The organism is Collinsella aerofaciens (genome assembly GCF_015555045.1).
In the GTDB taxonomy this organism is placed as follows: domain Bacteria; phylum Actinomycetota; class Coriobacteriia; order Coriobacteriales; family Coriobacteriaceae; genus Collinsella; species Collinsella aerofaciens_W.
Window position 1 is genome coordinate 23,771 of sequence record NZ_JADNJQ010000021.1, and the last position, 15,905, is coordinate 39,675.

23 protein-coding genes are annotated in these 15,905 nt (G+C 68.2%); all 23 read left to right on the plus strand.

All coding sequences use genetic code 11. The annotated features are described in order from the left end of the window. The first annotated feature begins 5 nt into the window (after positions 1-5). Complete coding sequence (locus I2E45_RS07605; RefSeq protein ID WP_195445399.1) at positions 6-1,262, plus strand: ParB/RepB/Spo0J family partition protein; 1,257 nt, start codon at positions 6-8, stop codon at positions 1,260-1,262. Next, positions 1,255-1,611, plus strand: coding sequence for a hypothetical protein (locus tag I2E45_RS07610; RefSeq protein ID WP_195445401.1), 357 nt, complete (start codon positions 1,255-1,257; stop codon positions 1,609-1,611). The genes I2E45_RS07605 and I2E45_RS07610 overlap by 8 nt, the downstream gene beginning before the upstream one ends. Next, positions 1,598-2,797, plus strand: a complete 1,200-nt coding sequence (locus I2E45_RS07615) for a tyrosine-type recombinase/integrase (RefSeq protein WP_195445403.1) — start codon at positions 1,598-1,600, stop codon at positions 2,795-2,797. Before I2E45_RS07610 ends, I2E45_RS07615 begins: the two co-directional genes overlap by 14 nt. Beyond that, complete coding sequence (locus tag I2E45_RS07620) at positions 2,784-3,497, plus strand: hypothetical protein (protein WP_195445405.1); 714 nt, start codon at positions 2,784-2,786, stop codon at positions 3,495-3,497. The genes I2E45_RS07615 and I2E45_RS07620 overlap by 14 nt, the downstream gene beginning before the upstream one ends. After that, positions 3,494-3,829 (plus strand): hypothetical protein, encoded by a 336-nt coding sequence (locus I2E45_RS07625; protein WP_195445407.1) that lies wholly within the window; start codon positions 3,494-3,496, stop codon positions 3,827-3,829. Before I2E45_RS07620 ends, I2E45_RS07625 begins: the two co-directional genes overlap by 4 nt. Before the next feature lie 29 nt (positions 3,830-3,858). Next, positions 3,859-4,182 carry a hypothetical protein gene (locus I2E45_RS07630; protein WP_195445409.1) on the plus strand — a complete coding sequence of 108 codons (324 nt, stop codon included), beginning with the start codon at positions 3,859-3,861 and terminating at the stop codon, positions 4,180-4,182. Continuing rightward, positions 4,179-4,415 (plus strand): hypothetical protein, encoded by a 237-nt coding sequence (locus tag I2E45_RS07635; RefSeq protein ID WP_195445411.1) that lies wholly within the window; start codon positions 4,179-4,181, stop codon positions 4,413-4,415. The genes I2E45_RS07630 and I2E45_RS07635 overlap by 4 nt, the downstream gene beginning before the upstream one ends. Then, positions 4,400-4,750, plus strand: coding sequence for a WDGH domain-containing protein (locus tag I2E45_RS07640; RefSeq protein ID WP_195445414.1), 351 nt, complete (start codon positions 4,400-4,402; stop codon positions 4,748-4,750). The genes I2E45_RS07635 and I2E45_RS07640 overlap by 16 nt, the downstream gene beginning before the upstream one ends. 225 nt (positions 4,751-4,975) lie before the next feature. Next, positions 4,976-5,305: a hypothetical protein gene (locus I2E45_RS07645; protein WP_195445416.1), complete on the plus strand. Its 330-nt coding sequence runs from the start codon at positions 4,976-4,978 to the stop codon at positions 5,303-5,305. A 119-nt stretch (positions 5,306-5,424) separates the two neighbouring features. Beyond that, positions 5,425-5,877 carry a sigma-70 region 4 domain-containing protein gene (locus I2E45_RS07650; protein WP_195445418.1) on the plus strand — a complete coding sequence of 151 codons (453 nt, stop codon included), beginning with the start codon at positions 5,425-5,427 and terminating at the stop codon, positions 5,875-5,877. A 524-nt stretch (positions 5,878-6,401) separates the two neighbouring features. Then, entirely contained in the window at positions 6,402-6,809 is a 408-nt protein-coding gene (locus I2E45_RS07655) for an HNH endonuclease (protein ID WP_195445420.1), read from the plus strand. Between the two features lie 155 nt (positions 6,810-6,964). Beyond that, entirely contained in the window at positions 6,965-7,975 is a 1,011-nt protein-coding gene (locus I2E45_RS10565) for a DUF4417 domain-containing protein (RefSeq protein WP_195445422.1), read from the plus strand. A 103-nt stretch (positions 7,976-8,078) separates the two neighbouring features. Beyond that, positions 8,079-8,627, plus strand: a complete 549-nt coding sequence (locus I2E45_RS07665) for a hypothetical protein (RefSeq protein WP_196032889.1) — start codon at positions 8,079-8,081, stop codon at positions 8,625-8,627. Between the two features lie 16 nt (positions 8,628-8,643). Further along, complete coding sequence (locus I2E45_RS07670) at positions 8,644-8,859, plus strand: hypothetical protein (protein ID WP_195445425.1); 216 nt, start codon at positions 8,644-8,646, stop codon at positions 8,857-8,859. Between the two features lie 71 nt (positions 8,860-8,930). Continuing rightward, the gene (locus I2E45_RS07675) at positions 8,931-9,314 is read left to right on the plus strand and encodes a P27 family phage terminase small subunit (RefSeq protein ID WP_195445426.1); all 384 of its coding nucleotides are present in this window, start codon (positions 8,931-8,933) and stop codon (positions 9,312-9,314) included. Positions 9,315-9,321: 7 nt separating this feature from the next. Next, on the plus strand, positions 9,322-10,749 hold the full coding sequence (locus I2E45_RS07680) for a DEAD/DEAH box helicase family protein (protein WP_195445427.1): 1,428 nt from the start codon (positions 9,322-9,324) through the stop codon (positions 10,747-10,749). An 83-nt stretch (positions 10,750-10,832) separates the two neighbouring features. Then, positions 10,833-12,254 (plus strand): phage portal protein, encoded by a 1,422-nt coding sequence (locus I2E45_RS07685; RefSeq protein ID WP_229058885.1) that lies wholly within the window; start codon positions 10,833-10,835, stop codon positions 12,252-12,254. Then, entirely contained in the window at positions 12,251-13,129 is an 879-nt protein-coding gene (locus I2E45_RS07690; RefSeq protein WP_195445429.1) for a VG15 protein, read from the plus strand. The genes I2E45_RS07685 and I2E45_RS07690 overlap by 4 nt, the downstream gene beginning before the upstream one ends. 185 nt (positions 13,130-13,314) lie before the next feature. Then, positions 13,315-13,875: a heavy metal transporter gene (locus I2E45_RS07695; RefSeq protein ID WP_195445430.1), complete on the plus strand. Its 561-nt coding sequence runs from the start codon at positions 13,315-13,317 to the stop codon at positions 13,873-13,875. A gap of 13 nt (positions 13,876-13,888) precedes the next feature. Continuing rightward, positions 13,889-14,827 (plus strand): hypothetical protein, encoded by a 939-nt coding sequence (locus I2E45_RS07700; RefSeq protein WP_195445431.1) that lies wholly within the window; start codon positions 13,889-13,891, stop codon positions 14,825-14,827. Positions 14,828-14,837: 10 nt separating this feature from the next. Continuing rightward, positions 14,838-15,257, plus strand: coding sequence for a hypothetical protein (locus I2E45_RS07705; protein WP_195445432.1), 420 nt, complete (start codon positions 14,838-14,840; stop codon positions 15,255-15,257). Next, on the plus strand, positions 15,257-15,607 hold the full coding sequence (locus tag I2E45_RS07710; protein WP_195445433.1) for a hypothetical protein: 351 nt from the start codon (positions 15,257-15,259) through the stop codon (positions 15,605-15,607). The genes I2E45_RS07705 and I2E45_RS07710 overlap by 1 nt, the downstream gene beginning before the upstream one ends. Continuing rightward, the coding region (locus I2E45_RS07715; RefSeq protein ID WP_195445434.1) for a hypothetical protein at positions 15,600-15,905 on the plus strand (306 nt) is incomplete at its 3' end. The genes I2E45_RS07710 and I2E45_RS07715, both read left to right, overlap by 8 nt.

The window sequence follows — 15,905 nt, forward strand, 5'->3', positions numbered from 1 at the left end:
TTGATATGCAGTTTGAGAAGAGGCAGGTTCGCCTGGGCGATATCCGCCCGAGCGGGCAGAACCCGCGCGAGGACTTCGGCGACATCGGCGCCCTGGCCCGCAGCATCGAGGCGACCGGCGGCGAGCCGCTGAACCCGCCCGTGGTCGTGGCGGACGGCAACGTGTTCCGTATCGTGGACGGCGAGCGCCGCTACCGCGCGCTGTCGTCGATCTACGGTGAGGACCGCGAGGTCTCCGCGCTGGTGGCGGAGAGCATGGACGAGGCAAACGAGCTCGTGGCCATGCTCGCCACCGACGACAAGCGCCAGCTGACCGAGGCCGAGCGCGCCCGCGGCGTGCAGCAGATGCTCGTGCTGGGCATCGACGAACAGCGCATCGAGCGCGCGAGCCGCGCCACCGCCGGGCAGATCCGCGCTGCGCGCAGGCTGCGCGGTCGCATCGACGCGGGCGCGCAGGTGACGCTGGAGCAGCTCGAGGCCGCGAGCGCCTTCGAGGACGAGAAGGACATCGAGGCGGTCCTCGCCGCAGGTGACGGCTGGGCGGGCAAGGCCGACGGCATCCGTCGCCGCATCGAGCGCGAGGAGGCCAAGGCGGAGGACTACGACGCCTTCGGTGACGCGGGCATCCCCGTGGTTAAGGAGAAGCCGGAAGGGTTCACCTACAAGGACTGGGCCAACTGCGGCCTCGCTGCCGAGAAACTCGAGAAGAAGGAGTTTGCCGCCGGAACCGTTGCCGTGTGGAAGGGCAGCTACTGGGACCTTTACGGGCCGCAAGACGGCTCGGACGCCGAGCCCGAGAAGACCGAGGAGGAGATCCTCGCCGAGCAGGAGGCCGCGCGTGAGGAAGCCGCGCTCAACGACCTGTACAGGAGCCTGATCGGCTTCGTGGCGTCCGGTGCCTTTGCCATGTCCAAGGACCTCATGGCGTGCGTGTGCGCTGACCGTGGGGACCCGGCCGCGCTGCTCGCGGCGATGGGCGGTGACAGCCTCGTCGAGAACGATGAGCGCTTCGAGGCCGTGCGCGACGAGTTCGCCCGCAACCTCAAGGCGTGCAGGCCCAGCGAGTACGAGGCCGGCTGCTGGCTCATGGCGGCGGCAAAGGACATGGCCCAGCTCAACAACCGCCGGGGCGGCGACGACGCGGAGGCGTGGCTCGACCACTATGACATCTTCTGCTCCGCGGGCTTCGAGCCCGGCGAGGAGGACGTGTGGCTCATGGAGAGGGTGCAGGCGAGCGCCAAGGAGGAGGAGAAGGATGAGTAGCGAGAAGAGGGTCAGGGTGACGGTCGAGGCGTGCGGCGAGGCCCGCGCTTTCGAGTGCCGCGGCGCGGCACTCTCGACCGTCAACGGCGGCGGCTCCGGCAACTCATGCTTCGTGGGCTCGGCCAGCCTCGGTGGCCTGTTCGCGCTCACCTGCGAGTGCATCGATGTGCTCTGTGCGGCCTTCAGCCAGGCGGGCGTCTCGGACGAGCACGCGCGCAAGCTCATGCTCATGGCTGCGCTCGGTGCCGACCCCCACGGGCACGCCGACAGCGTCCAGATCACCGACCTTGACGCGCGCATGGAGATCCGCGACATGGCGGCGGAGCTGGGCGTCGATGCCGACTTCTAGCGAGCACCGGGCGGTCGTGCAGCGCGGGACGGACGGCCGCTGGTTCGCCCGCCCCTACATGGGCACCGACCGCGTCACGGGCAGGCGGATCAGGCCGTACAGGTCGTGGGACGCGGAGCTGACACGCGAGCAGGCCCAGGAGGAGTGCGACAGGTGGGCGGCCACGTTCGACCCTTCCTCCGCGCGGGACAGCTCGAAGCGCCTGTCCTCGATGCTCGAGACGTACATCTCCGACCCCGTCAACGGCCTGTCCGACAACTCGGTGGCGACGTACCGCAGCGTGGTCAGGACGATGGTGGAGCCGACCATCGGCCGGCTGCCCTACGACCAGCTTGAGCCCTGGGACGTGTCGGCGGCGTACCGCATGCTGCTCGCCCCCAGGAGCGGCAAGGGGCTGTCGCCCAAGACGCTGCTCAAGATGCACGCGCTGCTCAAAGGTGCCTACCGCTCGTGGCGACCGGCGTTGGGCCGGGACATCATGCTCGACGTGCCCGCGCCCTCGCCCGACCCCGTGGAGCCCTTCGCGCTGTCCGAGCTCGACACCGACGAGCTCTCCCGGGCGCTGGTCTCCGCCATGTCCTCGCGATCTGCCTCTGCCGCCAACATCTCGCGGCGCACCGAGGCCATGGCGGTCTACCTCGCCCTCAACACCGGACTTCGCTGCGGGGAGATCTGCGGGCTGCAGCGCCGAGATTGGCGCCGCGCCCTGCACGACCTGCACGTCGTGGGGCAGGCGGTCGAGCACCCCGAGCTGCACCGGCAGGCCTACACCAAGGGCCGGCGCGTGCGCAACGTGGCGCTCGCCCCGGCGGTGGAGGCGCGGCTGCAGCGCCACCTGGAGTGGCAGGACACGTGGCTCTCGCGCAAGGGCCCGGCGGCGCTGGTGGTGACCTTCGGGCCCGCCGGAGCCATCGCGCGCCCGAGCACCGTGACGAGCCGCTTCAAGTCGCTCGTGAGGGACCTGGGGCTGCCGGAGGAGACGGTGTTCCACTCCCTGCGGCACACGCACGCCTCGTGGCTGCTCATGCACGGCTTCGACATGCGCACGGTGCAGGAGCGCCTGGGGCACGCCGACGTCAAGACGACGCTCGGCACCTACGGCTCGGTCATGCCGGGCCGCGACCAGGCCGCCGCCGCGGCCTTTACCGATTCGATCTGCGGAGGTGATACGGATGACGATACTTGATTCCCTCGTGGAGGGCGCCCTGTGCCTAGGCAACAGGCGCGAGAGCAACGAGCTGCTCGGCATGATGGTGCGCTACCTCGTGACCGGCGAGGTGCCCGAGCCGCGCACCGACGCCCAGCGGATGGCCATCACGATGATCATGCCGGTCCTCGAGAACAGCCGCGCCAGGGCGGAGGCCGGAAGGAAGGGCGGGAAGAGCAAGGGCAAACCCGAAAGCAAACCAGAGAGCAAACGCGCAAGCGAAGCCGAAAGCAAATGCGCAAGCAAAACGGAAAGCAAACCAGAAAGCAAACCAGAGAGCAAACGCGCAAGCGAAGAGGAAGAGGAAGGGGAAGAGGAGTTAGGAGTCTGGATTAACCCCTCAGATTGTGAAAACGAAGGGGGAGGGGGCGCCGAGTTCGTCCCGCCGACCCTCGAGGAGGTCAAGACGTACTTCGCGGTGAACTGCCTGCGCGGCAGCGCCAGCAAGTTCTACGACTACTACGAGTCCAACGGCTGGACCAGGCAGGGCTTCCCCATCGCGAAGTGGGAGCCGGTCGCCCGCATCTGGTCCGACCGCGAGCGCGGCTATGACGCCGAGCGCAAGGCCCGCGGCGGGCAGACCTCCCAGGAGGTCGAGCGCGCGGCGGTGTGGAAGCCCGCCGAGACCGAGGACGACGTCATCGCCGCCCTCGAGCGGGAGCTGGGTGAGTCGGCATGATCACCCTCAGGGAGATGCTCGACGGCTTCGACCCCGCAGCCGGCCGGCCGCTCGACGTGACGCGGATCTACATGGCCAACGTCATCAGCGCCGACGAGGGCGCGCGCCTGGCCAAGAAGCAGAAGCTCGACGAGTACCGCGCCCGCAAGCGCGCCAAGGAGGACCTGCGGATGGACATCGCCGCCATCGCGAGGGGCGAGAAGCCGAGCTGGAGGTATGCCAAAAGTGTGCCAACACCGGCGGGGCAGCTGGGGCAGCAGGCGATTGGGTTCCCGCCGCTAGACGGTGGAGACGGCGCCGGCGGGGGAGTCCCCGCGGCAAAGAACACCTAATTCTTTTGAGATAGGAGAGTGAGAAGGTTTTGACCGAGATCTCAGCGGTGATGATGGCCTACCGGGACGCCCTCGACAGGCACCGGATTCCCTGGGCCGACGACACGTACGACACGGAGCGGGTGGGCGGCTACAGGTTTCGCGTGGAGCGCACCGAGACCATCCTGGACGAGCACAGGGTGAGCGTGGCCTGGGGCTACCAGCTTCTTCCGGGGCGCGAGCCCACGGGCGTGACGATCGGCTACCCGGGCTACCTCGAGGTGACCTACGACCCGATCAGCCCCGAGCCGTTCGTGGCGTCGCCGGGCGACATCCTGGCCGACATCTTCGGCGTGAGGGGTGAGTCGCGGTGAGCTACGCGTGCGGACCCGCCGACTGGATCGACCTCGCCATCGGCAGGCTCGAGGACGCCAAGAGGTCGCTCAGGGAGTGCGACGGGCTGCGACATGCTGCGACAGGAGTGCGACATGTCGCGACGAGCTGCGACATCTGCGACGAGCTGCGCCAGGCGAGGCGATGCCTCAACAAGGCGCTGATCATGGTCGCGGAGGAGAAGGATATCGAGAAGGATTGGAGCACGAGATGAGAGACAGGAACGAGTGGTTCAAGGACGTTAAGAGGCTCATACGGGGCCTCGAAGTCGAGACCGTGGAAAACCCTTTCGCATGGCCGACCGTCAAGAGCGTCACCGACGGGGAGGATGTCCTGCATGCGCTCGGGCTTCATCCGTCCCGTGATGTCTGCGGCATCGTGAACGTCGACATCGATGAGGTGTATGGACTCGTCCGGCGCATGGAGCCCGAGCCCGTCGCGGGCTCCACATCGGACGGGTACCACACGTTCGACGAGCTCTACCACCACCGGGCGGTGCTGTTCTCGGTGATCGTGGCCATGCTCGCGGACAGCTGGAACAGCCGGTGATCAGCTCGGCGGTCGAGCTGTTCCGCGCGACCGTCTGGCGCGCGGTGCCCGATCTGGTGACGGGTCCCGCGCGCCGGGTGCTCGCGCACGGTCGGGCAGACGCGCCGCGGGTGACGGCGTCGCAGATCGGGGAGACGGAGCGGAGGGCGCGGGCGCTAGAGCGCGACCGGGCCCGCGCGCTCAAGAGGTCGAGGAGGGCTAGGCAATGAGGTTGTTTGAGAAGCTGTGGCGGATTCTCGTCGAGAACCGCCGCGTGCGCAAGAGCATCGAGGCGCGTCGCGCCTGCAGGTGCAGGAGGTCGATGAGATGACCGTGATGTGGGACGTGCAGGAGAGGAACTGCGCGGTCTGCGGGAGGGTCTTCATCCCGCAGGCGCCGAAGGCCAAGTACTGCTCGGAGGACTGCCGGCGAAAGCACGAGCAGGACCGCGCGAAGGAGGCTAGGCGCAGGGGCGCCAGGCCGAAGAGCGACAAGGTCGACCGTTACCTGGCGCCCACGGGCCCGGCGCACGACGAGATCATGGCCATGCGCCGCGAGGTCGCGATGAGATATTGAGTTTCCGCAGGTAGATATATAATTAAGGCCGCTGGCGTTGGAGCGCCGGCGGCCTTTGGCAAAGACGCCTCCCGGCATCCTCTATATGGCGTAGAGCATGGTACCACGCGGGAGGTCACATGGACGCAAGGGAATATCTGGAGACTGTACGGGCCGCCCAGCGCGGCATCGACCGCCGCCTGGCGGTCATCGAGTCGATGCAGGCGCGCGAGCAGGTCCGCGCCCAGCGCTACGACGCCGTGGGCAAGGGCGCGCACGGGACGGACTTCATGCGCTCGACGGATGACAGGATCGACTATGAGCGCCGCAGCGGCGCGGAGCTGTCGGAGCTGCGGCGCGAGGTGGAGCGCGGGCGCGAGCTCTGCGCGGGCGTGCGCTCGGCCAACCCCGGCAAGCGCTGGGGAGACGTGCTGGAGCTGCGCTACTGCGAGGACCGCACGCTGCAGGAGATCGCGGGGACGCTGGGCGTATCGGTGAGGTCGGTGAACTCCGACCTGTGTGCCGCCCTGGACTGGACGGATATGGTCGGTCTGGCGGCCGCCCGATCGGGTCTTGGCCGCGCTGCAGTCTGAGCCGCATATATCTCTATCGTTGCCCGTCGGCCCCGCGCCGGCGGGTTTCTCTTTGCCTACGGACTGCGCGCGATTGCACGCGGTTGCACGCGGTTGCACGCGGTTGCACACAATTGCCTACAGTTGCACGCGATTGCACACAATTGCACACCGTTGCACGTTGCGATTGGGATATAACTAGGGTGTCGATTCGCAGCGCCGCCCGCGCGGGTGTGCGGGTCGGATGTGCGTGGAAGCACAGATGAGTGGCCGGGGTTCCCTTCAGCAGTTCAGGGACTCCGGCCTTACTATTGCGTTCAATTCAATAGGGGATGATGCCCGTGGTCAGCCGAGAGTACATCGCGCGATCCGCCCGCCGCCACGACACGGTCATGGCGTGGGCGTTCCGCCGCGCCCTGTGGGTCACGGCGGCGCCCCGCCGCCGACCGGGGGGTGCCGGGGGCGTGCGCCTGGAGGCGTTGCGCTACGGGGGCATCGAGGCGTGCATGTCCAACCGAGGGCGCTCCCCGGTGGAGTGGTAGGGGATGGGCAACCCGCGCAAGGCCAACGGCGCCCGCCGCCGCCATGTCGTGCGGTGGCTCCGCTCGCAGGGCAGGCCCTGCTGGATATGTGGGCTACCCATAGACTACGGGGTGCCGCCGGGCAACCCCGGGGCCTTCGAGTGCGACGAGCTCGTCCCGGTCAGCCGCGGCGGATCGCCCTTCGACCGCGACAACGTCGCCGCCGCGCACCGCTGCTGCAACAACTGGCGCCGCGCCCGCAGCGTCGCCGAGGTCTCGGCCGTCCGGTCCGCGCTCGCCGCGCGCCGCGCCGCCTGGAGCTCGCCCGAGACGTTCGTCGCGTTGTGCAAGGCGCTCAAGGACGATCGCGCCTCGGTTATTGGCCCCCCGTCCGTGCCCGACAAACAGCCTCGGGCAACGACCTCGTGGTAGGGGATGCGCCCCGGCGCTCGACCCCACGGGGGTCTTTTGTCGGGAGGGACGGGGCCACCATCCCGCGCCAGGGCCGCAATACCCCCGAATACGCTTTTTTACGGAAGTCAAGCAAAAACCGCAGCTAAACCGAGAAAAACTAGGCGGGTGTGTACGTGAAGATACACGATATCGTCCCATATGAGCGAAACGCGCGGCACAACGCCTCCGCCGTCCCCGTGGTCGCCGACTCAATCAAGGAGTTCGGCCTGCGCGGGACCATCGGCCTGGAGAGCCGCGAGCGCCCGGTTATTGTATGGGGGCACACCCGCGTCGAGGCGTGCAGAAGCCTGGGGTGGGACGAGATTCCCGACTCCAAGATCGAGTACTGCGACGACCTGACCGACGAGCAGATCAAGGCCTTCCGCATCGCCGACAACAAGACCGGCGAGGTGGCAACCTGGAACAAGTCGATGCTTCGCGAGGAGGTCCGCAGCCTCAAGGACTTCGACATGTCGCGGTTCGGGCTGGACTTCAAGAGCAAGCGGCTCGACTACGGCCACGAGCGCCTGAGGACGGACGACGCGTACAACCTGCGCCTCGTCAGCCGATCCGACTGCGGCCGCGACGGCATGCCCCGCATGAAGCGGTGCATGGCCAAGCCGGCGGACATGATCGGGTTCAACTACGCCAAGAGCACCCCCGAGGCCGACAAGGCCGGCCGCTGCTGCCACTTCTTCATCGACGACTACCAGTTCGAGCGCGTGTGGGCACGCCCCGCCGCCTACCTCGAGTGCCTGCGCGGCTTCGACTGCGTCCTCACGCCCGACTTCTCGCTCTACCTCGACATGCCCGATGCCATGCAGCGGTGGAACCGCTACCGCTCCCAGGCGCTCGGCCACTGGTGGCAGGAGCAGGGCCTCCGTGTAGTCCCGACCCTGTCGTGGGCGCAGCGCCGGAGCTTCCGCTTCGCGTTCGACGGCGTCCCGCGCCGCTCGACCGTCGCCGTGTCGACCGTCGGCGTGAAGGGGGACGAGAACGCCCTGGCCGTCTGGCGCGAGGGCATGGCGGAGGCAATGAGCCGCCTGGAGCCCGCGCGCGTGCTGCTCTACGGCGGCGACATTGGATTCGATTTCGGCGGCTGCGAGGTCGTCGAGTACAAGGGAGGCGGTTTCCGTGGGAGGTAGGGACTCATACTCTTACTCCGGCAAGCGTTCAGCCAAGGACGGATCGACACTGTCAGCCTACGCGGTCGCATCCCTGAACAAGGGCACTGCTGGGGGAACGACGGTGGAGTCTGCCATAGCCCGCTTTCGCGAGCAGCTGATGGACAATAGGTACGAGCACTCGGCCTATATCGATGACGCGGGATATGTCCATGCGCTGGGGTCGACTGGTAATGAAGGGTCGACCAGAGTCGCACCGCTGTCCGCCGTCGCCCATGAAAAGGGCGTCTCGACGATTATCCATAACCATCCTCATGGCGGCGCGGACGGCCGCAAATGGGGAGGCCCGCTTTCCGGCGGCGACCTGGAATACATCGCCTCGGCCTACAACAGGAGCGGAGGACGCGTCAAAAGGATCGTCGCGACGTCGAACGAGGGGACCTATTCCGCGCTCGTGACGAAAAGCGTGAGCGGCAAGGCCGTCAAGTCTGCCGCAAAGCGAGCCGACGCTTCGGTCATGAGCAGGAAATACCAGAGCGAAATCGCGATGTGGAGAGCCATGAACAAGGCCTACACCTCGGAGTTTGCTAAAATAGGCATTGAGATCAGCTATGAGAAGCAACCGAAGAAAAGCGGGCTTCTCGTGACCCAGAAGACCGGCACCTATGCGTGATAGGGGTTGATGCCAGATGGCATACGACGTTGACTACGATTTCGAGTTTGACGAGGACGAGTTCGGCACGGCGATGATGCCCAACGGCGTCAAGTGGCGCGGGAACCTCTGCCTGCTCCCCAACGGCAGGTACCTCCCGCCGGGAAACTACCGCACCGAAGACGGCGGCGACATCATCTATGAGCCGCCCGAGCTGAGCCCGTACGCCGAGATGCTCTCGCAGTTCAGATAGGCTGCCGGTATTCAGGATTTTTTAAAGCCGTCCCCCAGGGGCGGCTTTTTTATGCCGATTGGAGGTGGCGGATGTCCCTCGAAAAGCCCGCCGCGGTCGCCGGCGACCCCGTGAAGAGCGCCAAGTGGGACGAGCTCACGGCAGGCCGCTCGTTCACCCAGGCCGACGCTCCGACGCTCGCGCTGCTGTGCCAGTGGTACAAGATCGTCGAGCTCGCCCAGGACGAGCTGGACAGCTTCGGCGAGCAGACCGCCTACCAGAACGACATGGGGGACCTGAAGTCCTTCCCGCAGATAGCGACCCTGAAGACCGCGTCGGCGGAGATCAGGCAACTCAACAAGCAGCTCGGCATAACCGACGGCCACGAGGGGGCGCCAGATGTCCGGAACGTCCAGACCAAGCTCTTCTCGATCGCCGAGCGCCACGAGGCGCGGAAGGCAAGAGCCGCGGTATAGGGTCGCCGTGGGCGAGGCCGCCTACTCCGAGGGCGAGGACGCCGCCGAGCTGGGCGGGGACCTGGGCATGGAGCCCATCGAGTGGCAGTCGCTCGTGCTGTCCGACTGGTGCGCGTGCGACGCCGAGGGCCGACCAGCCTACGTCACGTGCGGCCTGGACGTGCCGCGCCAGAACGGCAAGAACGCCGTCATCGAGATATACGAGGTGTTCCGCCTGGCGGTCTGCGGCTGGCACATCCTCCACACCGCGCACCGCGTGAAGACCGCAAAGAAGGCGTTCAACCGACTCGTCCGCTACTTCACGGACAAGGAGCACCCCGAGCTCTCGTGCCTTGTCGAGAGGATCCGCCGCACGAACGGCGAGGAGGCCATCTACCTCACCAACGGCGGCTCCATCGAGTTCTCGGCGCGCACCAACGGAAGCGCCCGAGGCTTCGATGACATCCAGCTCGTCGTGTTCGACGAGGCGCAGGAGCTCACAGACTCCCAGTACGACGCCATCATGTACACGCTCGCCGCGTCCGCGACCGGCGAGCGCCAGATCATCTACACGGGCACGCCGCCCAACGAGGACTGCCCCGGCACCGTGTTCGCGCGCACGCGCGCGGCCATCCTGGCCGGCGACATCCCGAACACCGAGTGGTGCTCGTGGGCGACCGACGAGTGCCCGCGCCAGGACGCCACGTTCGACGACGTGGTGGACCTCATCTACGAATCGAACCCGAGCATGGGCATCATCCTGTCGCTCGACTTCACCCGCATGGAGTTCGCCGGCGGGTCGATCACCGGCTTCGCCCACGAGCGCCTGGGCTGGTTCAGCCCTGCCGCCATGCTCACGAGGGCCATCCCGCGGGCATCGTGGGACGGCGCGCTCATCGACGCCATCGGCGACCGGTACCGCGGCAAGAAGGCCTTCGGGGTGAAGTTCTCCAGGGACGGGTCGACCTACGCGCTGTCGGGTTGCAAGCTCGGCCAGCGCACGCTCAAGGGCAAGGCCGCCGTCGAGCTCATCAGAGTCGGAACGACCGCCGGCGGCGCCCGCGAGCTCGCCGAGTGGCTCTACGACCGCCGCGCGACCGCGTCGGTCGTCGTCATCGACGGCATGTCGGGCGCCGACGCGCTCATCGACCGCCTCGCGGAGATGAAGCCGCCGCGCGGCTACGTCGTGAGGCCGCAGACGCGCGACGTGGTCGCCGCCGCGGTCGGCTTCGTGGACGCGCTCAACGACGGCACGCTCGCGCACACCTACGACCCGACCCTCGAGGAGTCGGCGAGGAAGTGCGTCCGCAGGAAGATCGGGTCCAGGGGAGGATGGGGCTTCGGCTCCCCCGAGGACGCGACCGTGTCGCCCGAGCCGCTCGAATCTTGCTCGCTCGCGCTGTGGGGCGCGAGGACCACCAAGCGCAACCCGCGCAGGAAGCAGAGGACACTGTGATCCAGAGAATTGGGCGTGGGACCTCCGTTGAGACCCCGAACCTCGACGCCGTCCCCAAGCCGTACCGAGCCGCCGTGGAGGACATGTTCGACACCTGGGGCGACGTGTCGGCGCGAAACACCGTCCTCAAGCGCTACTACGAGATGAAGAACGAGATGAGGAGCCTCGGCATCTCCATCCCGCCCATGCTCGAGAAGGTCGACTGCGTCACCGGCTGGTGCGCCAAGGCCGTCAAGGCGCACTCCGTGCGCTCCGTCTTCGACGGCTTTGTCTTCGACGGCGCGGAGGATCAGGACCTCAAGCGCCTCGTGCGCAAGAACCGCCTGCGGTCGCTCTACCGGCAGGCGTGCTCGAGCGCCCTCACCTACGGCGTGTCGGCCATGACCGTCATGAAGGGCAGGCCGGGCCAGCCCGCGTCGATGGTGCGCGTGTTCAGCGCGAACCAGTTCTGCTGCCTGTGGGACAAGGACGAGGGCCGCATCCGCTGCGGCGTCGTCCTCGCCGACGTCGATCGGTCGGGCAACGCCTCCCGCTACGTGTGCCACTTCCGGGACGCGGTGCTCACGCTGGTGCGCATCGGCTCGGGCGGCGGACCCTACGAGTGGGATTGCGTGGTGGAGCCGAATCCCATGGGACGGCCGCTCATGGAGGTGCTCACCTACGACCCCGACCCCGACCGCCCGCTCGGCCACTCGATGCTCACGCCCGAGGTCCGGGGCATCGTCGACAAGGCCATGCGCGACGTGCTGCGCATGGAGGTCGGCGCGGAGTTCTTCACGTTCCCACAGCGATACATCCTCGGCGCCAAGGACGACCTCTTCTCCGTGAAGGACGGGGACGGGGACGAAGGCGAGGACGAGGGCGGCGACAGCGTGCCGTCGCCAATAGCCAAGTTCAAAGCATACGTCGGGTCGTTCCTCGCCATCACCAAGGACGAGGACGGCGACGTCCCGACCGTAGGGCAGTTCGCCGCGCCGACCGCCGACAACTTCACGCGCGTGTTCGAGAACGACGCGCAGCGGTTCTCCGGCGCGACCAACGTGCCGCTGGCACAGCTGGGCGTGCTGTCGAACACCTACACGTCCTCGGACGCCCTGGGCGCGGCGAACGACCCGCTCATCCTCGAGGTGGAGCAGATCAACGAGCACAACGCCGAGGCGCTCGAGACGATCGCGCAGATGATGATGGCGGTCAAGGACGACGTCCCGATAACCAGGCTCACCGACGAGCAGTGCGCCGTCCAGGCGTGCTTCAAGGACCCCTCGATGCCGACCATCGCCGCGCGCGCCGACGCCTGGACGAAACTCGGCGCCGCGGACGAGAGCATGGTGGGCACCCGCGTCTACTACGAGGGCGTGGGCCTGTCCCAGCCGACCATCGACCGCCTGGAGCGCGAAAAGCAGCAGGGCGGCGCCATCGCGTCGCTCAACGCCATGGCCGACACGATGGCCATCGAGGCCGCGAGGGCCGCGGCCCTGCCGCCAGCCGGCGGTGAGGCGGAGTGATACCGCGCGGGGGCTTCGACCGCTACGCCCGCGCGCTCGGGATAAACGCCGACCTGCTGCAGGCGGCTGTCGCGCAGGCGATAGACGAGTGCGCGGGCCTCTACGGCGAGGAGCTCTACCGGGCGCTGGCGCGCACCTACGCGGCGCTCGTGGCCAAGTTCGGCTCGTTCGCCGCGGCGGCGGCCGTCGAGTTCTACGCCGCCATGCGTTCGGGCGCCGGCCCGGCGCAGGGATACGAGCCGCGGCAGTTCGACCCCGGCCACGGCGGGCTCCTCGCGAGCGACGTCGACGAGGCGTTGAGGAACTCCGCGCCCGCCGCGGCGCTCGCGGCGAGGGCCGTGCAGCGCGCCATGGGCTACGCGGACGCCACGATCCAAGGCAACGCCATGGCCGACCCGGCACACCCGCGCTGGGCGCTGGTGCCGCACGCCGGCGCATGCGACTGGTGCCGGATGATCGGCTCGCGCGGTTTCGTCTTCAAGAGCTCGGCGACCGCCGGCGCCGAGCGCCATCCGAGCTGCAGGTGCATACCGGTCGCCGACTTCTCCGACAGCCCCGCGCTCGACGGCTACGATCCGGCGGCGCTCTACGACGAGTACCGCGCGAAGCACCCCGAATGGGGCTCCCATCGCACGGGATCGCGCGCCCGCCGCAGCGGCAAGGTGGTCGCCGCATTCGTGGACGGGAAGAGGTTCGGAAGCATCGGCGACATCCAGAGGTACATGGAGGGGGCATCGTCCCCCGACGACCTCAAGGCCCGCATGGCCACCGCGAACAGGGCGGGGCTGGCAATGGGCTTCCAACCGGGGAGCCCCTACGCCAAGTCGCTCGCGCAGACCGCGGCGGGCGTGAGCAAGAGGCTCTCGGCCAAGTGAGGACGCCCCGTGGGAGGGCGGGCGCGACGCGCCATCAAGCGTCGCCGGCGAAGACACGCAACGCGCCGGCAGGAACACGAGGCCGCAGCCCGCACGGGAGGCGGCCTTTTCCATGCCAAAACACCGCCAGCGCCGCCGCACGGAGGCGCGAAGCGAGCCCCGCACGGGGCCGGAAGGAGTGCAAGATGCCTACCCAACAGCAAGCCAACAACGTGACCGATCCCGTCGAGCCCCCGCAGCCGGCGGCGCCGGCGGAGCCCGGCGGCGACCAGGGATCCGGGGCCCCACAGGAGCCGGCAGCGATCGACTGGAAGGCCGAGGCCGAGCGATTCAAGAAGGAGTCTCGCAAGTGGGAGGCCCGGGCCAAGGAGAACAAGGGCAAGGCCGACCTGTGGGACGCACAGGGCGCGCAGACGCCCACCGTCGAGTCCCTCAACGACGAGCTCAACGACCTGAAGGGCCGCCTCGCCGCATCCGAGGCCGAGCGCGAGCGCGAGCGCACGCTGGCGCGCGTGTCCCAGGCCACCGGCGTGCCGGCCGCGCTCATCCACGGCGACGACGAGGAGTCGATGACGGCCTCGGCAAAGGCCGTCGCCGACTTCGCCGAGTCGCGCCAGCCCGGATACCCGCTCGACAAGGGCGGCTCCGGCGGAGGCAAGAAAGTGAACAAGGAGTCCATCGAGTCCATCAAGGACCCCGCCAAGCGCATCATGGCCCGCGCCGCGCACATGGACCTCTACAAGTAAGAAGGGGGCAAACATGCCCGTACCCGCAAACATCTCCGACTCCACGGCCATCAACGCCTCGATGGACCAGGAGTTCATCCGCAACTTCGAGGGCGACCTCGACCGACTGCTCGAGGTCCTCGGCATCTTCGGCGCCGAGACCATCGCCGCCGGCACCACGCTCAAGATGCTCAAGGTGGCCGGCGAGCTCAACAACTCCAAGACCGCCGGATCCAAGGAGTCCGCCACCGGCGATACCGCCGTCCAGCTGGGCTCCAGCTCCGGCACCGCCTACGTCGAGGGCGACGAGGTCGCGCTGTCCAAGTTCACCGCCACCTACGAGCCCGTCGGCGAGGCCGAGGCCTTCCCGTACCGCCGCATGACCACGCACAAGGCGATCCAGCAGTCCGGCTACGTCAACGCCGTGCTCAAGACCGACAAGCACATGGCCTCGCTCGTGCGCCGCAGCATCGTCTCGCAGTTCTTCTCCTTCCTGCTCAAGGGAACGGGCACGGCGACCGGCAAGGGCCTGCAGGCGTGCGCCGCTGCAGTCGACGCCAAGCTCGGCAACACCCTCGAGACCAACGGCGACGCCGCCGAGCGCGTCGTGCACTTCATCAACCGAGACGACGCAGCCGACTACCTCGGCAACGCGACCATCACCGACCAGAACCTGTTCGGCCTGACCTACCTCGAGAACTTCCTGGGCCTCTCGGGCGTCTTCCTGACCAACCAGGTCGCCAAGGGAACCATGATCGCCACCCCCGCCGACAACATCCGCATCTTCGGCGTGGACTTCGGCGAGCTCGCGACCTCGGGCCTCACGTACACGGTATCCGACTCCGGCCTGATCGGCGTCGCGCACACCCCGGCGTACGACCACGTGTCGGTCGAGACGAACGTGCTCGCCGGCGCGACGTTCTTCCCCGAGGTGAAGGACTACATCGTGAAGGGAACCATCACGACCAAGTAAGGAGGCCACCGTGGACGAATACTCGTTCGCGACGGTCGACGAGTACCGCATCGACACCGGCGACGCGGCGACCCCCGACGAGCGCGTGGCCGCCGAGCTGTCGCGGCAGAGCGCGAAGCTCCGCGCGACGCTCGGCATGAGCCGGACGCGCACCCTGACGGGGGACGCGGCGGCGCTGGCGCGGGACCTCGTGACCGACGCGGCCCGCAAGAAGCTCGTGCAGCCGGCCTGCGCGCCCATGGGCGTGGAGGACCTCACCGGCGTCTCGCAGTCGAGCTTCACGGCCAACGGGTTCCAGGGGAGCTTCACCTTCCAGAACCCGAGCGGAACGGCCTACTTCGACCGCTCGACCCTCACCGCGCTCAAGAGGCTCCTCGGGCGCGGCCAGCGCATCGGCACCGTGTGCCCGAGCTACGGGGGCAGGCCGTGATGGGCGAGGAGGTGACGGTGCTGTCGAGCACGGTGACGGGCAGGGACGCCATGGGCGAGCCCACCGTCGAGTGGGAGGCCACCGTCGTCCCGGGATGCCTCGTGCGGCCCCTGGCGGGCTCGGATGCGGGGGACGCCGCCCGGCCGGACGGCATCGAGGCGAGCTACTCCATCGCATTCCCCAAGACGTACGCGGGGCCGCCGCTGGCGCGCTGCCGCATCGCCCTGACGGGGCGCGGCATGCCAGCCGACCCCGACACCGCGCTGCTGGTCGTCGGCTACCCCGACATCACGGACCCCTGCCCCACGGCGTGGAACATGACGGCGACGGCGGGGAGGGTCCATGGCTGACAGGATCAAGTTCGGGCGCTTCGTCCACAGCGACGCGGGCGTCATCGCCGTCACGAAGGGCGCGGGAGTCCGCGCCTGGGTGGCGACCGAGACCGCCCGCCTCGCGGCGAGGGCCAACGCCGAGGCCGCATCGCACCACGTGCCGTCGGGCTACCGCAGGTCCCTCGAGAAGAAATACCAGGGGACATTCGACAGCGCCCCCTACGTGGGCGTCGTCAAGTTGGATTGGCAACACCTATTTGGACGATTCCGGGAGGGACAGCCCCGCCTCCCTGAACTCGACCGGAGACATGTAGCC